25 protein-coding genes and 1 pseudogene are annotated in these 24,474 nt (G+C 46.6%); 10 read left to right on the top strand and 16 right to left on the bottom strand.

Annotation, left to right across the window (positions count from 1 at the left end; all coding sequences use genetic code 11):
• The first annotated feature begins 30 nt into the window (after positions 1 to 30).
• Both M1E06_RS04150 and M1E06_RS04145 read left to right on the top strand, forming a co-directional pair.
• Complete coding sequence (locus M1E06_RS04150) at positions 31 to 873, top strand: oxidoreductase (protein ID WP_023856223.1); 843 nt, start codon at positions 31 to 33, stop codon at positions 871 to 873.
• A 93-nt stretch (positions 874 to 966) separates the two neighbouring features.
• Positions 967 to 1,431 (top strand): Dps family protein, encoded by a 465-nt coding sequence (locus tag M1E06_RS04145; protein ID WP_020452896.1) that lies wholly within the window; start codon positions 967 to 969, stop codon positions 1,429 to 1,431.
• Positions 1,432 to 1,463: 32 nt separating this feature from the next.
• On the opposite strand, the gene M1E06_RS04140 is transcribed toward M1E06_RS04145, so the two are convergent.
• Entirely contained in the window at positions 1,464 to 2,894 is a 1,431-nt protein-coding gene (locus tag M1E06_RS04140) for an IS1182 family transposase (protein WP_035338155.1), read from the bottom strand.
• A 297-nt stretch (positions 2,895 to 3,191) separates the two neighbouring features.
• Complete coding sequence (locus M1E06_RS04135; protein ID WP_026580087.1) at positions 3,192 to 4,562, bottom strand: S1C family serine protease; 1,371 nt, start codon at positions 4,560 to 4,562, stop codon at positions 3,192 to 3,194.
• Positions 4,563 to 4,800: 238 nt separating this feature from the next.
• Between M1E06_RS04135 and M1E06_RS04130 the strand changes: the two genes are divergently transcribed.
• Together M1E06_RS04130 and M1E06_RS04125 are read left to right on the top strand one after the other, a co-directional pair.
• Entirely contained in the window at positions 4,801 to 5,475 is a 675-nt protein-coding gene (locus M1E06_RS04130) for a response regulator transcription factor (RefSeq protein ID WP_023856226.1), read from the top strand.
• A complete protein-coding gene (locus M1E06_RS04125) occupies positions 5,472 to 6,818 on the top strand; it encodes a sensor histidine kinase (protein WP_026580088.1) in 1,347 nt (448 codons plus the stop codon). Before M1E06_RS04130 ends, M1E06_RS04125 begins: the two co-directional genes overlap by 4 nt.
• Positions 6,819 to 6,841: 23 nt before the next feature.
• Here M1E06_RS04125 and spxO read toward each other — a convergent pair whose 3' ends face one another.
• Positions 6,842 to 7,006, bottom strand: coding sequence for an anti-adapter protein SpxO (gene spxO, locus M1E06_RS04120; RefSeq protein ID WP_095323667.1), 165 nt, complete (start codon positions 7,004 to 7,006; stop codon positions 6,842 to 6,844).
• Positions 7,007 to 7,193: 187 nt separating this feature from the next.
• Between spxO and M1E06_RS04115 the strand changes: the two genes are divergently transcribed.
• Positions 7,194 to 8,078 (top strand): TetR/AcrR family transcriptional regulator, encoded by an 885-nt coding sequence (locus M1E06_RS04115; protein WP_020452897.1) that lies wholly within the window; start codon positions 7,194 to 7,196, stop codon positions 8,076 to 8,078.
• A gap of 45 nt (positions 8,079 to 8,123) precedes the next feature.
• Here the strand turns inward: M1E06_RS04115 and fumC are convergent, their stop codons facing one another.
• Both fumC and M1E06_RS04105 read right to left on the bottom strand, forming a co-directional pair.
• Complete coding sequence (gene fumC / locus M1E06_RS04110; RefSeq protein ID WP_003185111.1) at positions 8,124 to 9,512, bottom strand: class II fumarate hydratase; 1,389 nt, start codon at positions 9,510 to 9,512, stop codon at positions 8,124 to 8,126.
• 83 nt (positions 9,513 to 9,595) lie between these two features.
• Complete coding sequence (locus M1E06_RS04105; RefSeq protein ID WP_003185114.1) at positions 9,596 to 9,763, bottom strand: YvzF family protein; 168 nt, start codon at positions 9,761 to 9,763, stop codon at positions 9,596 to 9,598.
• A 123-nt stretch (positions 9,764 to 9,886) separates the two neighbouring features.
• On the opposite strand from M1E06_RS04105, the gene M1E06_RS04100 reads away from it, so the two are divergent.
• From M1E06_RS04100 to M1E06_RS04085, 4 genes are read left to right on the top strand one after another with little or no spacing between them, the layout of a single operon-like run.
• Positions 9,887 to 11,329, top strand: coding sequence for a spore germination protein (locus M1E06_RS04100; RefSeq protein WP_025809849.1), 1,443 nt, complete (start codon positions 9,887 to 9,889; stop codon positions 11,327 to 11,329).
• A complete protein-coding gene (locus M1E06_RS04095) occupies positions 11,298 to 12,398 on the top strand; it encodes an endospore germination permease (protein WP_003185118.1) in 1,101 nt (366 codons plus the stop codon). Before M1E06_RS04100 ends, M1E06_RS04095 begins: the two co-directional genes overlap by 32 nt.
• On the top strand, positions 12,395 to 13,516 hold the full coding sequence (locus M1E06_RS04090; protein WP_020452900.1) for a Ger(x)C family spore germination protein: 1,122 nt from the start codon (positions 12,395 to 12,397) through the stop codon (positions 13,514 to 13,516). The genes M1E06_RS04095 and M1E06_RS04090 overlap by 4 nt, the downstream gene beginning before the upstream one ends.
• Before the next feature lie 43 nt (positions 13,517 to 13,559).
• Complete coding sequence (locus M1E06_RS04085; protein ID WP_003185122.1) at positions 13,560 to 13,943, top strand: hypothetical protein; 384 nt, start codon at positions 13,560 to 13,562, stop codon at positions 13,941 to 13,943.
• A gap of 36 nt (positions 13,944 to 13,979) precedes the next feature.
• Here M1E06_RS04085 and M1E06_RS04080 read toward each other — a convergent pair whose 3' ends face one another.
• The 8 genes from M1E06_RS04080 to M1E06_RS04045 form a co-directional block, all read right to left on the bottom strand.
• The gene (locus tag M1E06_RS04080) at positions 13,980 to 14,615 is read right to left on the bottom strand and encodes a response regulator (protein WP_003185124.1); all 636 of its coding nucleotides are present in this window, start codon (positions 14,613 to 14,615) and stop codon (positions 13,980 to 13,982) included.
• Positions 14,616 to 14,618: 3 nt separating this feature from the next.
• Positions 14,619 to 15,683, bottom strand: a complete 1,065-nt coding sequence (gene liaS / locus M1E06_RS04075) for a two-component system sensor histidine kinase LiaS (protein WP_020452901.1) — start codon at positions 15,681 to 15,683, stop codon at positions 14,619 to 14,621.
• A complete protein-coding gene (gene liaF, locus M1E06_RS04070) occupies positions 15,680 to 16,411 on the bottom strand; it encodes a cell wall-active antibiotics response protein LiaF (protein WP_003185130.1) in 732 nt (243 codons plus the stop codon). Before liaF ends, liaS begins: the two co-directional genes overlap by 4 nt.
• A gap of 30 nt (positions 16,412 to 16,441) precedes the next feature.
• Positions 16,442 to 17,305 carry a LiaG family protein gene (gene liaG, locus M1E06_RS04065; protein ID WP_025809852.1) on the bottom strand — a complete coding sequence of 288 codons (864 nt, stop codon included), beginning with the start codon at positions 17,303 to 17,305 and terminating at the stop codon, positions 16,442 to 16,444.
• Between the two features lie 106 nt (positions 17,306 to 17,411).
• Positions 17,412 to 18,095, bottom strand: a complete 684-nt coding sequence (gene liaH, locus M1E06_RS04060; RefSeq protein WP_023856235.1) for a stress responsive protein LiaH — start codon at positions 18,093 to 18,095, stop codon at positions 17,412 to 17,414.
• A 20-nt stretch (positions 18,096 to 18,115) separates the two neighbouring features.
• The gene (locus M1E06_RS04055) at positions 18,116 to 18,502 is read right to left on the bottom strand and encodes a protein liaI (protein ID WP_023856236.1); all 387 of its coding nucleotides are present in this window, start codon (positions 18,500 to 18,502) and stop codon (positions 18,116 to 18,118) included.
• 172 nt (positions 18,503 to 18,674) lie between these two features.
• Positions 18,675 to 19,628, bottom strand: coding sequence for a pectinesterase family protein (locus M1E06_RS04050; protein ID WP_025809855.1), 954 nt, complete (start codon positions 19,626 to 19,628; stop codon positions 18,675 to 18,677).
• Positions 19,629 to 19,759: 131 nt separating this feature from the next.
• On the bottom strand, positions 19,760 to 20,338 hold the full coding sequence (locus M1E06_RS04045; protein WP_025809857.1) for a cob(I)yrinic acid a,c-diamide adenosyltransferase: 579 nt from the start codon (positions 20,336 to 20,338) through the stop codon (positions 19,760 to 19,762).
• Positions 20,339 to 20,525: 187 nt separating this feature from the next.
• Between M1E06_RS04045 and M1E06_RS04040 the strand changes: the two genes are divergently transcribed.
• On the top strand, positions 20,526 to 21,272 hold the full coding sequence (locus M1E06_RS04040) for an SDR family NAD(P)-dependent oxidoreductase (protein ID WP_025809859.1): 747 nt from the start codon (positions 20,526 to 20,528) through the stop codon (positions 21,270 to 21,272).
• Positions 21,273 to 21,321: 49 nt separating this feature from the next.
• Here M1E06_RS04040 and M1E06_RS04035 read toward each other — a convergent pair.
• The 3 genes and pseudogenes from M1E06_RS04035 to M1E06_RS04025 form a co-directional block, all read right to left on the bottom strand.
• Positions 21,322 to 21,750, bottom strand: a pseudogene (locus tag M1E06_RS04035) (4-hydroxythreonine-4-phosphate dehydrogenase PdxA); the annotation flags it as partial.
• A gap of 103 nt (positions 21,751 to 21,853) precedes the next feature.
• A complete protein-coding gene (locus tag M1E06_RS04030; RefSeq protein ID WP_025809863.1) occupies positions 21,854 to 23,032 on the bottom strand; it encodes a sialidase family protein in 1,179 nt (392 codons plus the stop codon).
• A complete protein-coding gene (locus M1E06_RS04025; protein WP_023856243.1) occupies positions 23,032 to 24,435 on the bottom strand; it encodes a sodium:solute symporter family protein in 1,404 nt (467 codons plus the stop codon). The genes M1E06_RS04030 and M1E06_RS04025 overlap by 1 nt, the downstream gene beginning before the upstream one ends.
• Between the last annotated feature and the right edge of the window lie 39 nt (positions 24,436 to 24,474).

The raw sequence follows: 24,474 nt of genomic DNA, 5'->3' as shown, positions 1-24,474 counted from the left end.
CAAGCCAAAATTTTGAATGGAGGAAACTCATTGAATAATAAAATCGCCATCGTAACAGGCGCGACGAGCGGATTTGGTTTATTGACCGCTTTAAAACTCGCCGGCACTCATTTCGTCATCGCAACGGCGCGCCATCCCGAAAAAGCGGAAGCTTTACGGAACCGCATAGCGGAGCTTTCGATCGATTCATCGATTGCCGTCACTGAACTAGATGTCACAAACGAACAATCGATTTCAACATTTACCGAAGAGCTGAAACCGTACGGACAGATAGACGTTCTCGTCAATAATGCAGGAACGGCATACGGCGGATTTGCTGAAGAGCTTTCTCTTGACGACTACAGAAAACAGTATGAGACAAATGTTTTCGGCCTGATGGCGGTAACGAAAGCGGTCCTTCCTTATATGAAGAAACACAGCGGCGCCAAAATCATTAATCTGAGCAGTATCAGCGGACAGATCGCTTTCCCCGCTTTCTCGGCATATGCTTCATCAAAGCATGCGGTTGAAGGCTTTTCAGAAAGCCTCCGCCTCGAACTCCGCCCATTCGGAATCGATGTGGCCGTCGTCCAGCCGGGATCGTATCAGACGGCGATTTGGGAGACATCATTTGCCGCCCAGGTCACTGCACCTGAAGCCAAATCACGGTACAGTACATATTTTGAGCGAATCTCCGCCTACATTGCGGCGAACCGCCAACATTACGGAAACCCTGATGATGTGGCTGAACTGATTTGCCGCCTCGCTGTAAAAAAGCGGCTGAACAGGCTGCGCTATCCGATCGGCAGGGGCGTCCGCCTCATGATCCTCCTCCACAGCGCCCTGCCATGGAGGATTTGGGAACGCGCGGTCATTAAAAATTTGTTTAAATAAGGTTATTTAAAATAATTATAATTTAGTATTGATTTTAATCTTATATTTGTTATAATATAATTAACAAATGAAAACACGAGGAGGAAATATCACATGATCTCTCAACAATTAAAACAGCAAAATCCTGTACTTGAAAACTCAATGAATACGAATTTGTCCAACTGGTTCATTCTCTACACGAAGCTTCACCGTTTTCACTGGTATGTAAAAGGGCCGCAGTTCTTTACCCTTCATGAAAAATTCGAAGAGCTTTACAACCATGCCGCAGAAACAGCAGATGTGGTCGCGGAACGCTTGCTGGCCATCGGCGGACAGCCGCTTGCCACAATGAAAGAATACCTTGACCACGGCACAATCGAGGAAAACGGATCCGAAAAAACGGCCGAAGAAATGGTTTCCGCACTTGTCAGCGATTACCGTCAAATCCGCGATGAAATTCAGCATACCATAGAACTGGCGGAAGAAAAATCAGACCATTCTACCGCTGACCTTTATATCGCCCTGACAGAGGAAATTGATAAGCAAATTTGGATGCTTAGTTCATTTTTGGACAAGTAATATAAAAAAAAGCCATGGCAGACGCCATGGCTTCAGACTGTTGACAAAATAGGTCGGATTTTTATAATCCGACCTATTTTTGTCCAATTTATTCTGTTTTTTCGATGAGAATGCTGGCGAATTGGACTTTTCCAAGTCCAATTCGCCAGCTTTTTGAGATTCATGGCAGCGAAAACAAGCATCGCCTGCATGGACAATTTTTTCTTTCCCCGCAGGGTTGTCCAGCGCAGGCCATGCTTGTGTTTTAAATCCGCAAAAACTCGTTCGATCGTTTCTTTGCGTTTGGCGTAGATTCGCCTATTCTCATCCGTGTGGCGAAGATGGTCGGCTTCATCCAAATGATCCTGCCAGAGATGCCTGTGAATCATCTTTCGATGATTTCGACTTTCCGTACATTGCTTCAGAAAAGAACAGTGTTCACATCGGTTTGGATCTGATGCATAAATCCGATAGCCTTCACGGTTGGTTGTGCGATATGTCAGAACGTGATCGTCAGGGCAAATATAAGCATCGTAATATTCATCGTATACATATTCATGTTTTCTCATGAACCCTTTTTTAGTTTGTGGTCGAGTGTAAGGCATGACGGGACGGACATTTTGATCACTTAGAAACTTTGCGATAAACGGCGTTTTATATCCGGCATCAACTGCGACTGTATGAGGCTTAGCGACGTGCTCTTTCACCTGTTGAAACAGGGTCGTGAACACTTGGCTGTCATGAATATTGGCAGGCTCAACAACCGCCCCCAGCACAAATCCATTCCGGTCACAAGCTGTATGAAAACCATAAGCAAAAAGACGTTCCCGTTCACCTTTTACAAAATAACCGCTCTCAGGATCTGTCGTACTTTCTTTTATTTCCCGTTCTTCTGAGCATTGCCTGGGCTTTAAGGGCTTTTTGCCGTTGGCTTCGCGATCGGCATTAATTTCTCGATCTAATTGTTCCTGATAAGCTCTTGTTTCTTTTCTCACAATCTTCTTCACAAACTTTTTCTTATTCGCATTGGCTTTGACATGGGTTCCATCGATAAAGGCGACCGACGGGTCGACAAGACCGAGATCCATGGCCTGACGCAAGATTTTATAGAAGATTGTTTCAAATAGGTCCGTATCATGAAAACGGCGCTCATAGTTTTTACTGAAGGTTGAAAAATGAGGGATTTTTTCAGAAAATCCATATCCAATAAACCAGCGATAAGCGACATCGGTTTCGATCCGTTTAATGGTTTCGCGCATCGAGCGGTGGCCAAACACGTACTGAATCAGAACCATTTTGATCAATACAACGGGATCAATGCTTGGGCGCCCTTTTGAAGAATAAAGGGGAGCAACTTTTTCATAAATAAAAGAAAAGTCCATGGCTTCTTCTATTTTCCTGACCAGATGGTCTTCCGGGACAAGTTCACTTAAGGCAAAGACTTCAAGCTGTTCGCGCTGATCTTTAGAGTGCTTAGACAACATGGCAAAACCTCCAAAAACTAGATTTCACTCACATTTTAACAAAAAAAGCTTGTCGATCAAGCCACTTTTTGTGGCTTTGTCATCCTTTCAGCGTGACCCTCAACCCTTGCAGTCTAGAAAAGCCGAGCATCGGAAGCTGACTTTCACAGGATGTGATGACGGCGGCGTTTAGGCAGGACGCCTGGGCGGTTAGCCGCCGATCCTTCCTCTATTCGTGAGCACCGACGCGCAGGCTTGACAACGAATGCGAGGGTTTGGCGACACGCTGAAAGCCATGGCAGACGCCATGGCTTTTATTTATGATTTGCTTTTCGCAAGCTTTGCTTTCATTGTTGTTTGCTTTCCGTTTCTCAGCACCTCAAATGTGACGGTATCTCCTGCTTTTGCTTCAGTATAAAGAATTTTTCTGAGATCTGAAGTGGTTTCGACGTTTTTGCCGTTCATTTTGGTAATGACGTCGCCGGCTTTCATGCCCGCATCAGCCGCAGGCGATTTCGGCGATACTTTATCGACGTACACGCCTTTATTGAGCTGGTCTCCGAAAAGGCCAAGCGTATTTTGCTGATACTGTTCCGGCACCTGCTGCATATCGATCATTTGCACACCCAGGAAAGGCCGCTCCACTTTTCCTTTTTGCAAAAGCTCGTCAACGATCGGCTGAACATCATTGCTCGGAATCGCGAAACCAAGTGATTCAACACCGCTTTGGCTGATCTTCAGGCTGTTGATGCCGATGACCTGCCCGCTGCTGTTAATCAGAGGGCCGCCGCTGTTTCCAGGGTTGATCGCCGCATCTGTCTGAAGGACGTTCATATCCCAATTCCCTTCAGATGTGGAGACTTCAATTGTCCGGTTGACACCGCTGATGATACCTTCTGTAACCGTTCTTGAAAATTGAAGGCCAAGAGGGTTCCCGATCGCGATTACTTTTTCACCGGCGCGAAGTTTTGCGGAATCTCCGAAACTTGCAACCTTATCAACGCCTTTGCTGCTGATCTCTAAAACAGCCAGATCAGTCAAAGCGTCACTGCCGATAATCTTGGCATCCGCTGTCTTACCGTTGTATAAGGAGATGGTTACCTTCGAAGCGCCTTCAACGACATGGTTGTTTGTAATAATGTAGGCCTTGCCGCCGTCTTTCTTAAAGACGACGCCTGATCCCGTGCCGCTTTCCTCCACGTCGTCCTCAGAGAAGCCGAAGCTCGTTTGAATATTTGAAACGCCGACGATTGCAGGCTCCAAATCTTCCACCATATCAGGCACGTTATCTGCGTTTGTGACAGGTTTTGTGTTGAAATTCTGCGACTGCTTTGGCTCTGTCTGTTCGGTTCCGGCGGTTTCGCTCGGATGATCGCCCGGAAGATACGGAGAGATTCCAAGCACTAAACCGCCCCCGATGATGCCGCCCAAAATCGGGCTCAGCCACGAAGCCTTACGCCGCTTTTCTTTTGCTGCTCTCGTTTCCTTGGCATCTTCCAGGGCTGCAGCGGTTTCTTTATTCGTAAGATCTGACTGATCGTCTGTATCTTTCTTTAAAATCAGCTCGGGCTCCCTTGCCGGCTGTTCTGACTGCTGCTCCTCAGAACCTGCCGTTTGCGGCGTCTGCGCTTCTTCGCGAAGCTGCTCTTCATTTGCATGTTTTTGTTCGTCATCGCGTCTAAAATCCATAAGCGTACACTTCCTTTATTTTTCTTGTCTTCAACTATCGCAAATGGCATAAAAGCTTTAACATACACAAAAAAAGAGACCCGGCCGTCGTTCACTCTGTTTTCATTCCCTTTCTTCCCTGATGAGTATGTTACGAAAACATTGTGGGATAAAAATGAAAAGAATATGTGAAATTATGAAAATTGACCAGACTTATGTTAAAACTAGTATAATGACGTAGAAAGGATGTGAACCGCCCTTGTCATACTCCATTTATCTAGTTGAAGATGAAGAGAATTTAAATGAATTGCTGACAAAATACTTAGAGAGTGAAGGCTGGCACGTCACTTCTTTTCTAAACGGTGAAAGTGCCAGGCAAAAAATAGGCCAGTCACCTCATTTATGGATTCTCGATATCATGTTACCAGATATCGACGGGTATACGCTAATAAAAGAAATAAAAAATCATGATCCGGAAGTCCCCGTCATTTTTATTTCTGCACGCGATGCCGATATTGACAGAGTGCTGGGGCTTGAGCTGGGCAGCAGTGACTATATATCTAAGCCGTTTCTCCCCAGGGAACTGATCATCCGCGTACAAAAGCTGCTCAAGCTGATATATAAAGAAGAACCGGGAGAAATGAAAAAAGGAACGCCGGTTTCCTGCTATGAAGTCTATGAAGACTTGAGAGAAGTCTATGAAAATGGCAGCATGATCAATTTGACGTCAAAGGAATTTGATCTTCTGCTTCTATTTATAAACAACAAAGGCCGCGCCTTTTCAAGGGAGGATATCCTCACCAGCGTCTGGGGAGACGATTACTTCGGAACCGACCGCGTCGTTGACGATCTTGTCAGAAGGCTGCGCAAGAAAATGCCCGAACTGAAAGTGGAAACCATCTACGGGTTCGGCTACAGGATGTTGAAATCATGAAGAACAGGTCGCTCGCCTTTCAAATTTGGAGTGTCATTTGCGGCATCCTGTTAACGGTCTCGATTTTGCTGACGTTTTTATTCTCGACAACACTGCAGAACTTTTTTACTGACGAAATTTATACGAACATTGAAAATGAGCAGCATGTTCTGACAGAATACGGATTTTCCGATTCACCGGAAAGAGGCTTCGGCGGAAGCAGCGGCTCACGAAGCACAAACCGCCACGTTCAGCACGTCCTGCTGCCTGAGAGAGGAACCGTCTACCAAAGCCCGCAGATTCTCCCTGATTCATTTATCGAGAAGGTTCAGAAGCTCGGCAAAAGACAGGACGAGTCCTCAAAAAGGTATTCGGAGAATGTCAACGGAGAGCACATTTTCTTTGTGCTCAAAAAAATCCAGACCCAGGACCAGACGTTTCTGCTATTGTCCTATGCGCTTGATTCATACAGGGACGATTTGTCCCATACGCTGTTTAAGCAGCTGCTGTTTATTTTGATTGTCGTCATTTTGCTGAGCTGGATTCCTTCCATCTGGCTGGCGAAATATTTATCAAGACCGCTCGTCACGCTTGAAAAACACGTCAAACAAATCTCTAAACAGGACTGGGATGATCCCGTGATTGTCGACAGGGAAGACGAAATCGGCAAGCTCGGGCACACCATTGAGGACATGCGGCAAAAGCTCATCCAGAAAGATGAGACAGAACGCACGCTCCTGCAAAACATCTCCCACGATCTGAAAACGCCGGTCATGGTCATCCGCGGGTATACCCAGTCGATCAAAGACGGCATCTACCCTAAAGGAGATTTGGAAAACACGATTGAAGTCATTGAAGGCGAAGCTGAAAAACTTGAAAAGAAAATCAAGGATCTTCTTTATCTGACAAAGCTTGATTATTTGCTGAGACAAGAAAGACAGTACGGAACTTTTGATATACAAGAGGTCATTAAAGAAGTTGTTGAACGCTTGAAATGGTCCAAAAAAGAATTGAACTGGAAGATTGATCTTGAAGAGGAAACAATGTTGACGGGCGATCAAGAACAATGGAGCAAGCTGTTGGAAAACGTTCTTGAAAACCAGATCCGCTATGCGGAGACATGCATTGAAATCAGCGTCAGGTCGACGAAAAAACATACGTTGATCACCATTAAAAATGACGGACCACACATTGAAGAAGAGATGCTTTCCAGCCTGTATGAGCCTTTTAATAAAGGGAAGAAAGGCGAATTCGGCATTGGACTCAGCATCGTTAAACGAATCTTGACGCTCCACCATGCTGACATGACCATTCGGAATGATCAAACCGGTGTGTGCTACTCAATATCCGTTCCGCGAAATTAGACTGTAGACGCTGCAGTCTTTTTTCATATAAACGAATAGCCGTTGAAATCCCGATAGCTGGGCTTCATCGTGCTTTTCGGCTTTTTCATCCATTTCTTTTCGCACAGGACATGCTTTGGATATTTGACTTTGTCCACCTTAATTCCCCTGCTGCGCAGACGCCTGATCATATCATCGATTTCTTTCATCAACCTTCACCCTTTCTCCACAAATTTTGACCACTCGGTCACCTTACTTTATAATATAAATAATATCAAACAAAAAAACAAGTTACAATCTAGTTAAAAATATAACGGAGCAAAAAAAGTGACCCGCCAGTCACCCCGGTCCGCCGAAAGCCGCTTTTGGGTTCGATCTTTCAGGAAGGTGAAAGCTATGAAACAAAAAGAGAAAGTCATTATTGAAACAGCCATCAAACTTTTCGCTAAAAAAGGATACAGTTCTACTTCAGTTCAAGAGATTGCAAAAGAGTGCCAAATGTCAAAAGGCGCTTTCTACATTTATTTTAAATCAAAAGAAGCGCTCCTCCTTTCAGTCCTTCACTACTACTATGAAAGAATCTTTACCCGAATCCAGAAAATCAAAACGGAGCATGACCATCCGCGCGATGTGTACCGGATGCAGCTCGTCGTTTTTTTCGAAAACATTTTGGAGCATAAAGAGTTTATCACGATGCAGTTTAATGAGCGGTCGATGCCGATCAATGAAGAAATTGAGGCGTTTGCGAAAAAAATGCGGAGAACCACGCTCAGGCTGCACATCGAAAACATCCAGAACATTTACGGCAAAGACATTGAACCGTACAGCGCCGAACTGTGCTTTATGATCAACGGAATGAGCGATGTCTACCTTGAGCTGATGATTTTGCTGCACCATTCGTTCGACCTGCAGTCTCTCGCCGACCACATGCTGAACCGCCTCGACGATTTGGCGAAGGGGATGATCAAGCGCAATGACCAGCCGCTGATCCCATTCGAAAAAGCAGACGAGTGGTTCGGCCCATTTTACACATTTGATCCGCTGAAGGACGCCCTGCTCAATGAAATGCGCGTCAAAGCGAACAAGCAGTACAACGGCGCTCCTCCTGCAGACCTTGCCGAAAGCCTGGATATTCTGGAGAAAGAGCTGAGAAAAGAAAAACGCAAAAACGCCATTATCAAAGGCATGATAGCCAACTTGAAGGAATATCCCGCGATTCGAAAAGAAACGGACAAACTCGCCGAATTGCTCAAAAAAGACATGCACCATCCGCACGGATGATCCGCAAAACAAAACCGGCTGCAATGCATGCAGCCGGTTTGTTGATTATGCTTTCGGTTTCACCATTTCTTCAGGTTTAACAACTTCGTCGAACTGCTCCTCTGTCAAAAGGTTCAGCTTGAGAGCCGCTTCTTTCAGCGTCAGCCCCTCTTTATGAGCCAGCTTCGCGATTTTCGCAGCATTTTCGTATCCGATATGCGGGTTTAGAGCCGTAACCAGCATGAGAGAGTTGGTCAGGTTCTTCTCAATTGTTTCCCGATTAGGTTCGATTCCTACAGCACACTTGTCATGGAATGAATTCATGCCGTCGGCAAGAAGCTGAACGGATTGGAGGAAGTTGTAAATAATCACAGGTTTAAAGACGTTCAGTTCAAAGTTCCCCTGGCTCGCGGCAAAGCCGATCGTTGCGTCATTCCCCATGATCTGGGATGCGACCATTGTCAGCGCTTCGCTTTGCGTAGGGTTTACTTTTCCAGGCATGATCGAGCTTCCCGGCTCATTTTCCGGGATAAGCAGCTCGCCGATTCCGCAGCGAGGTCCGCTCGCAAGCCATCTGACATCATTGGCGATTTTCATGAGATCTGCCGCAAGCGCTTTAAGCGCCCCATGCACGTGTGTCAGTTCATCATGGCTTGTCAGCGCATGAAACTTATTAGGCGAGCTTTTGAATGTCTGCCCGGTCAGAGCGCTGATCTCTTCGGCAACGGTGCTGCCGAATTCAGGGTGGGCATTAATGCCTGTTCCGACGGCAGTTCCGCCGATGGCAAGATCGCGGATTTTTTCAGCAGCTTCAAGAATCATCTCTTTAGAGCGGTCCAGCATGTATACCCAGCCGCTGATTTCCTGTCCCAATGTCAGCGGTGTCGCATCCTGCAAATGAGTGCGGCCGATTTTGACAATGTCTTTGAAAGCTTCAGCTTTTTCATGCAGCGTGCTTCTCAACCGGTCAATCGCCGGAATCAGTTTATCGTGAATCGCGAGGACAGCTGCCACGTGCATAGCTGTCGGGAATGTGTCGTTAGAGCTTTGGCTGCGGTTGACATCATCATTCGGGTGGATTTTCAGGCTTGATCCTTTTTCCTGCAAATAAGCCGTTCCCCTGTTTGCCACAACTTCATTCATATTCATGTTGCTCTGTGTTCCGCTGCCGGTCTGCCAGACGACCAGCGGAAAATGGCTGTCATACTTTCCTTCTAAAATATCATCGCATACGGAAACAATCGCTTCCTTTTTTTCCGCCTCAAGATTTCCAAGCTTTTCATTGGCAATCGCAGCGCTTCTTTTCAAGATTGCAAACGCATACACAATTTCCTGCGGCATTTTCTCGGAACCGATTTTAAAGTTCTCCTTGCTTCTTTGGGTTTGGGCTCCCCAAAACTTATCCGCGGGAACCTTGACTTCACCCATCGTATCTTTTTCAATTCTGTAGTCCACTTTCTTATCCCTTCCTTCTCTAATTCTGCAATATTCTATATTTCGATAAAAATCGATAAAACCCTTCCATTTAAATTTTATCTTTATTTTAATTTTAGCTCAATATAAACCCGGGTATCTTTTGCATATTTATATTTCGGATTTGTTTTACCGTATTCTTTCGATACATATGAAACCTCATAATGCTTAGAAAAAGATTGAATAATGCGTTCAATCTCCTCCGGTTTCCCCGTAAGCCTGATTTGCGCCAACTTTCTCACTCCGTCTCTGTTCAATGAAAATTTCGCCAAACACTACTGTAACACAGTATATTGTTTTTTTAACAGGAAAAGATAACCTATACAACTCCAGAAACACCAGGGCAGGTGACGATCATGACTCAATCGGAATTCAAGGAACACATCCATGAAAATCTCGCAATGCTCCTTCCCCATCTCGAGCATAACGATGATCTGATTCAAAATAAAAAAATGCTGAAAAACGGAATCATTTTTTACTTTTTGTACTTTAAAGATTTGAATGATGATAAGAAAATCCAAAAAGCGGCGAAATTGCTGGTCTCGGATGACAGCTCTTATTCACTGGAGGATGTCCGTCTCCGTTTAAATAAGCTGAATGCGGAACCCGTTACAAAAGAAAAAGACGCCATCAACGCGATATTCAAAGGAAAGTGCCTGCTCTTGATCAATGGCATGAATGTTATTTTTGCGCTGCCAACATCTGAGAAAAAGAAAAGAAGTCTTGGAGTCGTAGATACGGAAAACGTCGTCAGAGGCCCGAAAATCGGCTTTATCGAGGATGTCGATACAAATGTGGCCCTGGTCAGGCAGCGTGTCCCAGATCAAGAACTGACCGTGGAAAAAATCCCGCTCGGCAAGAGCAAGTTTAAAGACGCGACCATTCTCTATATCCAGGGCAAAGCGGACGATTCGATCATCAAAGATCTTAAAAAGCGCCTGAAAAAAGTTCAGCTGGATGATATTCAAGATACCGGCGTTCTTGAAGAATTAATCGAAGATAATAAGTACTCGCCGTTTCCGCAGATCCAGAATACCGAAAGACCTGACAAGGTTTCTTCAGCGCTGTTTAATGGACGGATCGCAATTTTTGTTGATTACTCGCCATTTGCCCTGATCGTGCCGGCTTCTTTCGGAATGGTGATGCAGTCCCCGGACGATTTTTACGAAAGATGGATCGCCACGACCTTGATCAGATTTCTTCGGTTCAGTTCGATTTTCATCACCCTGTTCCTATCGGCGTTTTATATTTCGCTTGTATCTTTTCATCAAGGCATGCTGCCGACGGCTCTCGCTGTTACGATTGCGAGCACGCGCGAAAATGTGCCGTTTCCGCCGCTCCTTGAAGCGCTGATTATGGAAGTGACGATCGAGCTCTTACGGGAAGCGGGACTGCGGCTTCCCAATCCGCTAGGCCAGACGATCGGCCTCGTGGGAGGCGTCGTCATCGGCCAGGCGGCGGTCGAAGCAAATATCGTCAGCTCTGTGATGGTGATCATCGTCAGCATTATCGCCCTTGCTTCATTTACTGTGCCGCAGTACGGCATGGGCCTGTCGTTTCGCGTGCTTCGTTTTATTTCCATGGTGGCTGCAGCCGTGTTCGGGCTTTACGGGATCATATTGTGCATGCTCGCCATCTTCACCCATTTGGTCAGGCAAAGAAGCTTCGGCATCCCGTATTTTAACCCGAACCATTTTTTCAGCTTAAAACATACGGATGAAGCCATTATTCGTCTGCCAACAAAAGCTCGGGAGGTGAACCGTAAAAATGGATCCAAAAAATCAGCACGATCGGATTAGCACGTATGAAGCCGCTTCGATCATAACCAGCACAATGCTCGGCGCAGGCCTGCTGACGCTGCCCAGGGCGCTGACGCAAAAAACGCTGTCGCCGGACGGATGGATCGTATTAATCTTTGAGGGGCTTGTCTTTTTTCTCATTATCTACATCAATGCAAAAATCGTTAAAAAACACAACGTCCTGTCTTTTTTTGATTACACAAGAGAAGGCTGCGGCTTTATAATCGGGAATATTCTCAACCTGTTAATCGTTTTATACTTCATGGGCGTGGCCAGCTTTGAAGCCAGGGCGATGGCTGAAATGGCAAAGTTTTTCCTTCTTCAGTTCACGCCGATGAGCGTGACGATTTTCGCTTTTATCGTCTGTGCAATTTATTTGGTTGTCGGGGGTATCAGCGATATGTCAAAGATATTCCCGTTCTTCCTGTCCGTTACCATTGTCATTCTTCTGATCGTCTGCGGACTGAGCCTGAATATGTTTCAGCTGAACCATTTGCGGCCGGTTCTCGGCCTTGGTTTGGAGCCGGTCAGCAGAGCTTTGACGGTCGTTTCCATTTCATTTTTAGGGGTGGAGCTGATGATGTTTCTGCCGAAATACGTCAAAAACAAAGAAAAGCTTTTTAAGGCATCGGCGATTGGATTTGGGATACCGCTCTTCTTATATATCCTCACCTTTGCGGTCGTTGTCGGGGCGCTGACCGCGACTGAGGTCATGACGTTGACATGGCCGACGATCTCGTTGTTTCAGTCTTTTGAGATAAGAGGGATTTTCATCGAAAGGTTCGAATCGTTTTTGCTCGTCATTTGGACGATCCAGTTTTTCACAACGTTTGTCGTCTATACGTACTTTGCCGCTTCAGGACTTGAAAACGTATTCGGATGGCCTGTGAAAAAAAACGTCCTCTTCATCGGCGTTGTCATCTATCTAGCATCCCTTGTCCCGCGGGACGCCAACCAGGTCAGCGCCTTCAGCGACTACCTTGGATATATCTTTATCGTTGTCTTCTGTGCACTTCCGCTTATGATCTTTTTGCTCGTGTCCATCAAAAGGAGGTTTACTTCTTCATGAAAAAAAAGGGAATGTTAGCAGCCCTTTCTCTGCTTCTCCTTTTAACAGGCTGCTGGGACAGCAGGCAGATCGAAAAGCTTAGCATCGCCATCGGCCTTGCCCTCGATAAAGGTGAAGATGATAAAAAGGTGAAATTGACGTATCAGTTTCTCGTTCCTAAAAAGATCGGACAAGACGGCAGCGCTCAGGATCCGTCTAAAGTGGTGTCCACCTCCGGAAACACGGTCCATCAAACCATCCGTTCCACCGCTTTGAAAAATTTCCCGGTATTCTCGCAGCATCTGCAAGTCCTGATTTTCTCAGAGGAGCTTGTATCCGATATTTCTCTGGAAGCATTGATCAATCAATTTATTAGGGACAACAGCATCAGAAGGAGCAGCGAGGTCTATATGACGCCCGGAGCTGCCGACAGCATACTGAAGGTTGATGGTGCAAGTGACCCTGCGTCCGACGTGATCCACAGCATCTCTGAAAACAGAGCTTCGACGATCAAGCTGCTCAAGCCCGTCACATTGAACGATATTTCGATTAAAATGCAGTCTGATTTATCTTATATCATGCCGAAGGTTGCGATCGAAAAAGGACAGCTTCAGCTTGAAGGCGGCGCCGTGATCAAAAACAACAAATACCATGCAAACCTTTCGCCGTCTCAGATCGAAGCGCTGAATTTATTAACTGGCAATGTCATCGGCGGAGTGATCGACTCAAGGCATGATGGACATTTGTTCTCGTATGAAGTGTTTTCGATGACCCACCGCGTGCGGGCGATGAGGCAGAACGGAAAGTACAAATTCGTCGTAAATGCCAATATTAAAGGAAGGCTGTCAGAGGACTGGTATCTTGGAGAGGATTCTTTTAATGACCAATATATAAAAAACATAGAGAAATCGGTTCAAAAAGACATCAAAAAGCGGGTTGAGCAGCTGATCCATGTCCTGCAGCACGATATCAAAACGGACGTCACCGATTTTTCCGACAATGCGCGGATCAATTTTCCGAAGGAGTGGGAAAAAGACAGATTCAATTGGGACAAACACTTCAGCGAAGCCTATATCGACTATCATATTAAAGCGACGATTCAGGACTTTGGAACAAAAGGTGCGACAAAAAGCAGATAGCGCCCCGTTTTTCTGATAGAATGTGTTTGAAAGGGTGATGAGCTTGAAGCGGATATTGCACATGACAGGCATTTTTTTGATTGCAGCGGCAGTCATTCTGTCCGGATTCATTATCAGTGATGTCGCCTATGATCCGTTTATGGAGGATTCGCAGTCGATGCTTTTCTTCACGATCGGCACATACCTCACCACTCCGTTTTTTTGCTTCATCGGCGGATTCATTTTGCTAGGCATCGGCAAGTTGATCGACTTGCAGGAGAAACACAATGCCATAGTGGCCGAGCGGCTCGACATCATTTGCCAAAACGGTACAGCGGGCGAACATGCACGCGAAGAAAACGAGGCCGCCCAACTTACCGCCCGCACGGTTGAAACAGATTCATTCACTCTTCCTGCAGCCGAGGATCGAAAATATTGGAACGGCTGAAAAACGGCTTTCTTGAGAAAGCTGTTTTTTGTTTGATCAGTCGACAAGTTTGTTTCGGTGGGCGTAGATTGCGGCTTGTGTCCGGTCGTCGACTTCAAGCTTGGAAAGGATGTTCGTCACATGCGTTTTAACTGTTTTAATGGTGATATATAATTCTTCGGCAATACCTTTGTTTGTCTTGCCCTCTGCTACAAGTTTGAGGATTTCCAATTCTCTTGCCGTCAGCGATTGATGAAGGGGCTGTTCGCCGGCTGAATGTCTCAGCTTGGACAACACTTTTCCTGCGACTTTGGCTTCAAGCTTTGGTTCTCCGACGCTCGCAGCCCTGATCGCATCGGCGATTTCACTCGCTTTCGACGTTTTCAGCAAATAGCTGAGCGCTCCGGCTTCGATGACCGGATAGACCTTGTCATCATCAACGAAGCTCGTCAGAACGATGATTTTCGGATCGGCAAGCTGCCGGCATATTTGTTTCGTGGCCTCAATTCCGTCCATCCCTTCCATCACAAGATCCATCAAAATCACGTCGGGTTTGGTTTCAAGCGCCAATTCAACGCCGCGCTTTCCGTCTGATGCCTCCCCAATCACTTCAATATCAGGCTGGGATTCCAGGAAAGCGGCCAGCCCCATTCTCACCATTTCATGATCATCAATTAACAATACTCGAATCACCTTTTAAGCCTCTCCTTTTTGTTGTTCAAAAATCGGAACCTTTACATCAACCTGTGTTCCTTTTCCCGTAAATGAAATGATTTCTGCCACTCCGCCGACTTCGCTGGCTCTTTCCTTGATCGAGTTCAGCCCGTACGAAGATGTTTTGACGGCATCCATCTTAAATCCTTCGCCATTGTCAATGACTTTCAACTGGAGCTGTTTGTTCCTGAGCAGCAGTCTGACGGTGACTTTTGTCGCTTTTGAATGCCGGAACACGTTTGAGAGCGCTTCTTGAACGATCCTGAACAGGTGGTCTTCCACACCTTTCGGAAGTTTGCCCGCATCCTCAATCTCCCAATCGATGTCGATCGACTGTTTCGCTTTAAATTCTTTCAAAAGGTCTGCAAGCCCTTCTTGTAGACCTTTCCCTTCAAGCGTAACAGGTCGCAAATGCAAAAGGAGCGCCCTCATTTCATTCTGGGCATCGGCCGCCATTTTTTCGACCATTTTCAGCCTTTGAGCGAGCTTTTCATCAGCCGCAGCATCGATTCCCTCCAAAACAGCTGAAGTCATCATGGAAATCGCAAACAGCTGCTGGCTCACCGCATCATGCAATTCGCGCGCGAGACGCTGCCGCTCTTCGGAGATCACCGATTTTTTCATTTGATCCTGCCATTCCGCTCTCTCATTGGACAGCTTTTGCAAAGAGGCAACCTGTCTTTCGATCCGTTCGGCCATCTCATTGAGCTGGTCGGCGGCCAGCCCGATCTCATCGTCTCCAAGCGATGGAATCCGGTAGGCAAAGTTGCCGTTTTCGTACTTTAGAATAGACTCGATCAGCTTTTCAAGCCGTTTTTTCAGCTGATTGCCGAACATATAGCCTGAGCCGAACCCGACAGCTGCGCTGATCAATGCGAGAAGCGCGATAAACGGAATCCCGAACCACCTGGAAACGATGAGCACCCTCGGATCCAGCTGGTAATAAAACAGCATAAAGCCCAATACAGCAAGAAAAATCGTAAAGCTGACACCAAGGGATAAGCGGACGGCGCGCCATTGAATGTTTGCAAGTCTGTTCGTTCTCATATGAACCGCACATCCACATCGCCGATAAACAGCGAAATCGAAATTTTGACCCGTCGTGCCGACTGCTCGTAATTCTCTGTCTCGGAATAGATTTGATTGCCGATGCCGCTTTTTCGGCCGCCGATGACGTCAATGTCTCCAACGAATGCAGAAGAGCTGATGGACACCTCAAGATCGGACGGAATGTAAATATCGACATCTCCGATCAACCCCGTAATGACGATGGTGTTTTCGCCCTCTGAAATAATCGCCTTTGACAAATCGATTTTCACGTCACCGATAAACCCGGAGATATTCAAGTCATTTAAGTCAAAAGGTGTTTTCATCAATTTTACATCACCGAAAAAGAAGCTGCGCTGGCCAGGGCTGTTCTTCTCCTGAAGCGGCTTGAAATCCGCCTTTTCCTTTCCCCTGTCTTTCGGCTTATGGCGGTCAAATACCGGCTGATTTGTCACCAGCCGGTACCCCGCATAAATTAAGAAAGCGGCAAAGAAAAAGCCGAACAGGCTGAATGTAATGCTGAAGATGTCTTTCAGCAGCAGAAAGCCTGCAAAAATATACATGACAGACCCGAGCCAGCGGCGGGAATATTTGTGGAGAAAATACCCGGCAAAAAGAAAAGCGAGCGGCCAGAATAACGCGTCTCCAAGCCCGCTGTTTTGCAAAAATATGCTGATTCCGAAGAGTACGATGATCAGTCCGATCAGCTGGTTTTTTGTAAGACGCATGCTGACTCGAGCCCCCTTTCTTCTTGTCGATTACTCAATTGAGACATTCCCGCTCGTAATTGAGATGTCGATTTTATTTTTTCCATTTCCTTTTTTTCCAGTCAGCGTCCGCTTCTCATTGGCGACTTGGTCAAATGAATAGGAATGACTGATGTTTCCGCTTGTCGACTCGGCTTCAAGACTGATGTCGGCATCATCGGGCAGGCTGAGCTTGGTGTTTCCGGATGTCTGTTTGATGCTCAGAGAATCGTTGATCTCTGTAAAGGAAGCGCGCAAATTGCCCGAAGTCTGTTTGATGCTGAGTTTGCCGGTGACATTTTCAAGTTTTGTATTACCGGATGTGGAGCGGATATCAGCAGCTGCCGTTTGAACGTTTTCCAGCCTGACCGATCCTGACGTCCCTTTTACAGAAAGGTCTTCCGCCTGAAGGTCATCGGCCTTGAGGCTGCCGCTTCCCGACTTCAAGGCTACATTTCGCAAATGCAGACCGCCGCCGGACAGTTTGACATTTCCGCTTCCCGAAGAAATCGCCAGATCTTCTTTATATTCAGAAGGAATCTTGACAATCAGCTCTTTTTTACTCCAGAAAAACGGCCAAAAGCCCTTCGAATCAGCGGAAAGCCGGAGTGTACGCCCCTGTTCAGACGAATCAAGCCGGACGTTTTTTCCCGAAATCTCAGCTTTTATATCATCGCGGTTTTCAGCTTGAATGTTGACTGTTATGCTCTTTGCATCAATGTCAATTTTATCGATGTCTTTTCCCTGTGCATGATATGTGCGGGCTGACTCGTCATCGAAGCCGAAGAATGAAAAGCCTTCGCGCCCATTCAACATCATCCCGACAAGGATAAGAATGCCGGCGATAATCAGCAGTTTTCCAACCGTTTTTTTCATTTGGATTACCCTTTCGGCTAGTAAGTGTATGCTCCTTATTATAAGGAAAATGATCTATGAAAGAAATCAAAAATTGCATAAGGGGCCTATGAGAGCCCCTATTCGTTTACGCATTTCCCGCAGGCGTCTGCTTTTCCAAGCCTGTCTTTTTAGCCCTCATTTTTTCCAGCTCTTCTTCTACCTCTTTTGCATATTCAAGGCGGCCGAATGGGCTGCTTGATGAAGCGGATAATTCAGCATAACTGTTCGCCTTTGTTTCCATCTCTTCAATGCGGTTTTCCATTCTCATAAATTCCCGGTAGGCGCTTTCGCTGTCGATTTTATTAAATGATGCATTCATATGTTCTTTCGCTTTTACCGCGTTTGCCCTGGCGATCAGCGCATGCTTGCGGTCTTTGACATCGCGCAGTTTAATTTCGAGTGTCTCAAGCTGTTCCTTTAATTCGGCAAGCTGCTTTTTCGCGTGCTGGTGAGCGTCCTTATATTCGGCAGCTTTTTCTTCAAAATACTTCATTTCTGAGAGCGCCTTTTTAGCAAGTTCTTCTTCACCCGCATCAAAAGCGAGCTGAGCCTGGTTTCTTCGCTTGACAGCAAGCTTTTCGGCTTCTTCCACTTTTCCTTTAAAACTATGTTCAATTGTCTGCTGCTTGACAATGGTATGCTTCGCCTTAGCGATATCACTTTCCATGTCGCGTACGTATTGATTCAGCATCACCCGGGGGTTCTCAAGTTTATCCAATCCTTCATTTACTGATGCGACAAACATGTCTCTGATTCTTTTTAAAGCCATGATCTCGTCCTCCTAAAATATTATTTATTCTTTTTCAAAAAGTCTTCCCACTCTGCATCAAAGCCTGTGTCATATGAAGCTGCAGAAGGCTCCGTTTTCTCTGAATAAAGGATGTCATTCTGTTTGTCATCCTGCTTCATCATTTTCCATCCGAAATAAACCATCGCTGCAGCAACCGCGATGCCGATCAGAAACGGCAATGACCCTCCCAAAAACATGATGCCGAAGATCGCGGCCAGTACCGCGGCAAACTGGCGCCCTTCCTTCCATTTTTTCACGGAATAGAATAGAAGCAATGCTCCAATAGCACCTGTAACCAATCCGCCGAAATGGCCTCCGCCGAAAAACAGGGAGACGCCAAAAAGGATTAGAAAAAAGCCGATGATGGACTTTCCATTTATATTCATATTTGCTCCTCCTTTCTCGTTCATGTCTTTACTATAGTCAATTTCAGGCTTCGACAAAACGAGTCACAGATTGATTTTGCCGTACGACCCTAGTCGTACGGCACATCGGACCCGCTCGCATAAAAAGACCGCTCATCTCAGCCAGAGAGCGGTCTTTCTGCACGTTGCCTTGCTATGATTCAACTTTAGGATTCCAGCCGTCCAATACGTTTTCAATTGTCCATTTCTCAGCCTCATGATCGGCAAGCTGCCTTCGATCCTCATGTGATATTGCACCAGGACCCGTATTCTCGTATTCATACAATCTGGCATCGGCTGCCGAAAAGCCCGACATATCCGTCCATCCTTCAGGCTTGATGTGTGCGCCTAAATCGCAGCGGTGATATAGTACACTGGCGATGGCGTCGGGGTCTCCTCCCGGATGCCAAGGGCGCCCGAGGTATACCGTTCCATCTGCGGCATCGCTTGTCAGTCTGCAGTTTGTCATCAATAAACCGAACGGCTTTGCGATATGCGTGCTCGCAGCTGTTACATAACCGTTATTGGTAGCGGACCCGCGGTCAGCGCTATGGATCTGGCACTCTTCAAACACGGCTCTTGCTCCTCCGAAAATGAAATCGACATCGCCTTCTATATAGCATTGATAAAAATATTGTGTACCGTCATTGACAAACAGTGTATCTTGTCTGCCTATAAACCTGACATGTTTGAACGTCATCCTGTTTCCTTTCGCATAAACCGCCACCGCTTGTGTATCGGTCGTATCAACTTTCGTGCGGTCGAACGAGTTTTCAAACGTCAGATTTTCAGCTTCAACATGATCCGCATAAATAAACACGCTTGAACTTCCGGTCGTGCCGTATTTCCCTCCTCCTTCCTTTTCTTTTCCGGCATAGTTGTCATACGTAATCACAGTCTCGTAACGATCTTCGCCGATCAGCTTCACAAACGGCTTTGTAGCCGGAATATGAACGGCTTCTTTGTAAACTCCTTTTTTAATGAATATCAGTTTCTGTTCCCGACTGTACTCAGGCAAAGCATCGATCGCCTCTTGAACGGTTTGAAATTCGCCGTCTCTATCCTTCGAAACCGTCAGCCGTATAGCAGCTGCCTCCCGATTAACCACTTGAACACTCCCTCTCTTTGAAAACGCTTACTTAAAGATTTACGACAAAAAGCCGTTTTCCCCTGCCGGAAAACGGCTTGATTTGATCAATCGGCCCATTTCTGTTCGATAACGATTGGCGGATTTCTCATTCATGAGTTTTTCTTTGTCCGGAATACATCAGCGCTTCGTTCATATTCGACATCCACTTCCCCGAGCCGGTGATTGACAATGCGCGCCGCCGCAAATAAATAATCGGACAGCCGGTTGACGTATGGCAGCGCAAGCGGCGGAATGTCTTCTTCTTTGGCCAAAGCGACAATCTTTCGTTCAGCTCTTCTGATGACCGTTCTCGCCGCATGCAAAAATGATGCCGCTTCTGTTCCGCCCGGAAGAATAAACTTGGTCAGCCGCGGCGCTTCCTCGACATAGGCATCAATTCGTTCTTCAAGCATGGTGATTGATTCAGTCTTGAGCTTGCCTTCTTCCTGAACATTGACATACGCCAAATCAGCGCCGCAGTCGAACAGCTCATGCTGGATGGCGGTCAACTCTGACAGAACATCTTGAAACAACGCTTCTTCTGCTTTTAAATAAGACTGAGCCAGCCCGATGAAACTGTTTGCTTCATCCAATGTGCCGTACGCTTCCACTCTAAGATGATCTTTATCCGCCTTTCCGCCAATTAAACTCGTTTTTCCCTGATCGCCTGTTTTTGTGTATAGTTTCATTTCATTCTCCCTTCTTTATTACTTGTTTCTATAGTATACCCTGTTTCTAACGACTGCAGGAATTGTTCCATTATGAAACAAAAAAAAACGAATAGCAATTATCGAAATAAAGTTTTGTTGAATAAAGAAACACTCAATTTTATAATAGACATGAAAACGGTTTTATTCAAAGACAGGTGGGATGAGGATGGAATTGAATCAGCAAACGGCGATTATTACCGGTGCAAGCCGCGGCATCGGCAAAGCTGTTGCAGAGACGCTTGCGGATAAAGGGGCAAATGTCGTCATCAACGGGACAAACGAAGAATTGCTCAAGTCCCTGTGCACACAATTGAATACTGAGAGAAAGCGCGCTTCTTATGTTGCAGGTGATGCCAGTTTGCCAGAAACAGCCTCGCTTCTCATAGCTGAAGCAAAACAGCAGTTTGGGCGGATCGATATTTTGGTCAACAATGCGGGCATTAATTTGCGGAAAACAACCATTGATACATCGCTTGAAGAGTGGAAAAGAGTGATAGATTTAAATTTAACCGGCACCTTTCTCATGTGTCAGGCTGTCATCCCGGAGATGATCACGCAGGGCGGCGGAAAAATTGTAAACATGAGCTCAACGACGAGCAAAACACCGCATCACAATGCCTCTCCTGCTTACGGTGCATCGAAAGCAGGCATCAACTATTTAACGATGCATTTGGCAAAGGAGCTCGCTGCACACCGCATTTATGTCAACGCCGTCTGCCCGGGACCGATTGAAACGGATATGAGCAAGCAGTGGAGCGAGGAGTATCGCACAGCTGTCATTGAGCGGATTCCGCTGAAAATGATCGGCTCACCCGAGCATGTCGCAAATGTTGTCGCCTTCCTAGCCTCTGATCAATCTGATTTTATAACGGGCGAAACCATTAATATTAACGGCGGCACCTACATGAACTAAAAAGAAGAGCCTCCTTAACTGGAAGGCTCTTCTTTTATATATATGCCGCTCAAGCGGACCGGACGGACAGCACGATCGCCTGTCTCACTGCTTCTTCTAAACTCGCAGGATCAGCTTTGCCGGTTCCCTCATTATCCAAAGGCTGTTCCATGGTCAACACTCGTACGGATCATCGGCAGGCCGACTGTAATGCTCACACCGGCCTTAAGGCCAAGCGGACCGTGTCCTGGATCGTCATACATCGCCACCACTATATCAAAGTCGCCTCTCACTACTCTGAAGAAAAGCGTGCCAGCGGGCAGCGGACCGAATGCCTGCGGTCAACGCCAGGAACAATTTTCTCTTCTCCTTCTCCATGTCCAAACAAACCATTCTCACTGCCATGGGGGGTCATGCCGCATACGGCGATTTTCGGCTGCGGAATGCCTGCGCGAATGAGCGTTTCATACGCCAATTGAATTGTCGTGTACACCCGTTTCACATCACGAGGGAGTCCCTTCAAACGATTGGGACAGCCTCTCGAACTTAAATCATAAATGATATACCCTTCATTCCATCAAGTGCCGCGCGTTCAAACGGCTTTATTCTTGGCCGGCAAAGGCCCATGTTTGCGGAACACGTACATATTTAATCGCCTGACGGTAGTACGTAAAGGCAATATGCAGATCACCGTCTTTCCCCTGCTTGATCGACGGATAGGAAAATTCGCGGTTGAGCTTGTCTTTTGAGTTGTTCGTCATCGCATAACCATCGCCGACTTCGATGTTTCTTTTGACAGGCCATGTGATGCCGCCGTCCTGTGAAAGGGCCAATGTCATCGGCGCCCTCGGAGCTCCCCAAAAGGCAGGCCGCGCTTCTGTGTCAACACCTGTTTTTGTATCATCATCCTCCTCAATTTCATCGTATAAAGATGCTCTTCTTTCGGTCGTTTCATTCGCATTCATATGATTGTATACGAGAGCAAGCGTCCCATCTTGAAGCGCTGTAAATTGAATGGAGGAGTTGTTGTTCGGCAGCTCCGTCGGCTCAGGCTCTGACCAGGTGCGGCCGTTATCAATAGAGCGGCTCGAATAAATCGAGTCTGCAAAACGGCTTCTAAACAGCGCAAGCAATGTGCCGTCGCGCAGTTTTTCAATATTCATATGAACACAGCCGGTACTGCCCGGCACCTTCACTTCCTCCCACGTCTTGCCTTTATCAGACGAAATTTTCACCGCGCTGATGTCACGGTTTCCAGTCCATTTCACGCCCGGCAAGGTGATGCAGTAAAAGACAGGCAGCAGCCAATCGCCGTTATCCAGAACAATGAGCGGCTGGCGGATAAAAGTCCCGGCTTCGGTAAACAACGTGTCAATCTTACTCCATGTCCGGCCTCTATCGTCTGAAGTCCGGTATCTGACAATCGCTGTATCCTGATTGCCGGAAAGCTGTGCCGTATACATAAGCCAAAGCCGGCCGTCAGGCTCTTGAAAAAGCACAGGATTTTGTTCGGAGCGGGAAGGATCATCTGACAGCTTTTCTGCCTGTGTCCACTCATCGCTTCCTCTTTCAAGCCTTGACATGTAAATCGATATATCAGGGATGCCTTCCTGCGTTCCCCCAAACCAGACGCACAACAGATCACCATTATCCAGCTCCAGCAGGTTGGCTGCATGGTTTTGCGGGCAGTCTGTCGGCAAAAACGCATCCTTTCTGGCCGGGTCAGTTTTATTTTCTTTGATGTGCCCATCTATCGGCAGGGAAGTTTCACTTTGTTTCATCACAATTCCTCCTCCACATTTGACTCTTTTTTCGCAGGCGAGCTGATCAGACGGTCTAATACGAGCACAATAAACGGGACAATGATGGCGATGTACATGTTATCGATGCCAAACGGATTGTCCAGTAAATACCATACCGTCGTCGTAATACCTGAAAGCGTCAGACCAATTGTTGCTCCGCGGTTTGAATTGAAATATGGCAAATAAAAGCCCATCGCCGCCACAACGGCAATTGATGTCCGAAGCGCCCTCGTAAAGAAAGAAAGCGTTAACAATTCAGGCGCCAGCGCAACGCCGAGCAGCGGAATAAAACCGATGATAATCGAAACATATCTCGTGATTTTCATGCGCTGTTCCGGTGTCGGGTTTGCTTTCGGCACATAAAAATCATCAATGATCAGCGTCGTTGTCGCCAGCGCAACCGTCGAAACGCCGACGAAAATAGACGCCACAAGGGATGTCGCCACAACCGCGCTCAGCACAGGATTCATGTGCTGCATAAACACCGGGAATGCGTAAATTGGATCAATATCCGGGTACAAATACCGTGCAGCAACGCCGATGACTCCAATGGCAATCGCAAGCGGCAGACAAAGCAGCGCTGCATACAGCGTCGACTTCTTTGCATCTTTCTCACTTTTCGATGATGTAATAGCCTGTATAATAAACTGAGTCGCGAAAATCGCCCCCATGTTGCCGATAAACCAGGCGCCGATTGTCCCCCATCCGATGCTGCCGTCCCAAGTGAAGAAATGCTCCGGCAACTGCTGCGTCATCGGCTCCCAGCCTTTTGTCAAATAGAGGGCAACCCCTAAAGTGATCAGAACCCCAGCATATTTAACAAGAGAATGCAAAATCGTCACCCAGGCAACGCCCTTCATTCCGCCAAACGTAAAATAAAAGGTGCTGACAATCGCTGTAATGATCGCACACGTCATCAGCGGCAAACCTAAAATAGACGAAATTGCCGCCGATCCGCTTAAATAGTTTCCAAGATTCACAAGTAAAAGGGCTACAATCATAATGATAGAAACGACTAGCTTGGTCGAACGGCCAAACTTTTCACTAATAATGCCGGAGATCGTATATTGGCCTGTTTTATAAAATTTCCCGGCTAAGAAGTAGGAAAAAATAAAAAATGCAATCGAGACCGTTACAATCGACCATGAAGCCGCTAAACCATGTGTATAAGCTGATTCAGCGGTCCCAATTGTCGATTTGGTGCCGATGAATTCACTCATCAGCAGAATGCCGACAACAATCGCCGGCAGCGTTTTGGCAGCATTGTTGAATTCCGAACTTGATTTACTGCGAAACCGCATCGTCAGCCACGTCGTAAAAAGAATGTAAACCACAATCACTACCAAAATAAACGTTATGATCGAACCGCTTAAGACATCCACCCAAACTCCCCCTTTGTTTGTGAGCCATTTACAGGCTCA

This window comes from Bacillus sp. AK124, assembly GCF_053903085.1.
Note: the sequence above shows the minus strand (reverse complement) of the source record. Positions and strands in the feature narration are given on the sequence as shown.

What these genes read in the sequence shown, in the direction of transcription:
- M1E06_RS04090 (WP_020452900.1), top strand. Translation starts at nt 12,395, where the DNA reads ATGAAAAAAAAGGGAATGTTAGCAGCCCTTTCTCTGCTTCTCCTTTTA.
- M1E06_RS04095 (WP_003185118.1), top strand. Translation starts at nt 11,298, where the DNA reads ATGGATCCAAAAAATCAGCACGATCGGATTAGCACGTATGAAGCCGCT.
- liaF (WP_003185130.1), bottom strand. Translation starts at nt 16,411, where the DNA reads ATGCGTCTTACAAAAAACCAGCTGATCGGACTGATCATCGTACTCTTC.
- M1E06_RS04115 (WP_020452897.1), top strand. Translation starts at nt 7,194, where the DNA reads ATGAAACAAAAAGAGAAAGTCATTATTGAAACAGCCATCAAACTTTTC.
- M1E06_RS04055 (WP_023856236.1), bottom strand. Translation starts at nt 18,502, where the DNA reads ATGAATATAAATGGAAAGTCCATCATCGGCTTTTTTCTAATCCTTTTT.
- M1E06_RS04100 (WP_025809849.1), top strand. Translation starts at nt 9,887, where the DNA reads ATGACTCAATCGGAATTCAAGGAACACATCCATGAAAATCTCGCAATG.
- M1E06_RS04045 (WP_025809857.1), bottom strand. Translation starts at nt 20,338, where the DNA reads ATGAAACTATACACAAAAACAGGCGATCAGGGAAAAACGAGTTTAATT.
- M1E06_RS04040 (WP_025809859.1), top strand. Translation starts at nt 20,526, where the DNA reads ATGGAATTGAATCAGCAAACGGCGATTATTACCGGTGCAAGCCGCGGC.
- liaG (WP_025809852.1), bottom strand. Translation starts at nt 17,305, where the DNA reads ATGAAAAAAACGGTTGGAAAACTGCTGATTATCGCCGGCATTCTTATC.
- M1E06_RS04030 (WP_025809863.1), bottom strand. Translation starts at nt 23,032, where the DNA reads ATGAAACAAAGTGAAACTTCCCTGCCGATAGATGGGCACATCAAAGAA.
- M1E06_RS04140 (WP_035338155.1), bottom strand. Translation starts at nt 2,894, where the DNA reads ATGTTGTCTAAGCACTCTAAAGATCAGCGCGAACAGCTTGAAGTCTTT.
- M1E06_RS04125 (WP_026580088.1), top strand. Translation starts at nt 5,472, where the DNA reads ATGAAGAACAGGTCGCTCGCCTTTCAAATTTGGAGTGTCATTTGCGGC.
- M1E06_RS04135 (WP_026580087.1), bottom strand. Translation starts at nt 4,562, where the DNA reads ATGGATTTTAGACGCGATGACGAACAAAAACATGCAAATGAAGAGCAG.
- liaH (WP_023856235.1), bottom strand. Translation starts at nt 18,095, where the DNA reads ATGGCTTTAAAAAGAATCAGAGACATGTTTGTCGCATCAGTAAATGAA.
- M1E06_RS04145 (WP_020452896.1), top strand. Translation starts at nt 967, where the DNA reads ATGATCTCTCAACAATTAAAACAGCAAAATCCTGTACTTGAAAACTCA.
- spxO (WP_095323667.1), bottom strand. Translation starts at nt 7,006, where the DNA reads ATGAAAGAAATCGATGATATGATCAGGCGTCTGCGCAGCAGGGGAATT.
- liaS (WP_020452901.1), bottom strand. Translation starts at nt 15,683, where the DNA reads ATGAGAACGAACAGACTTGCAAACATTCAATGGCGCGCCGTCCGCTTA.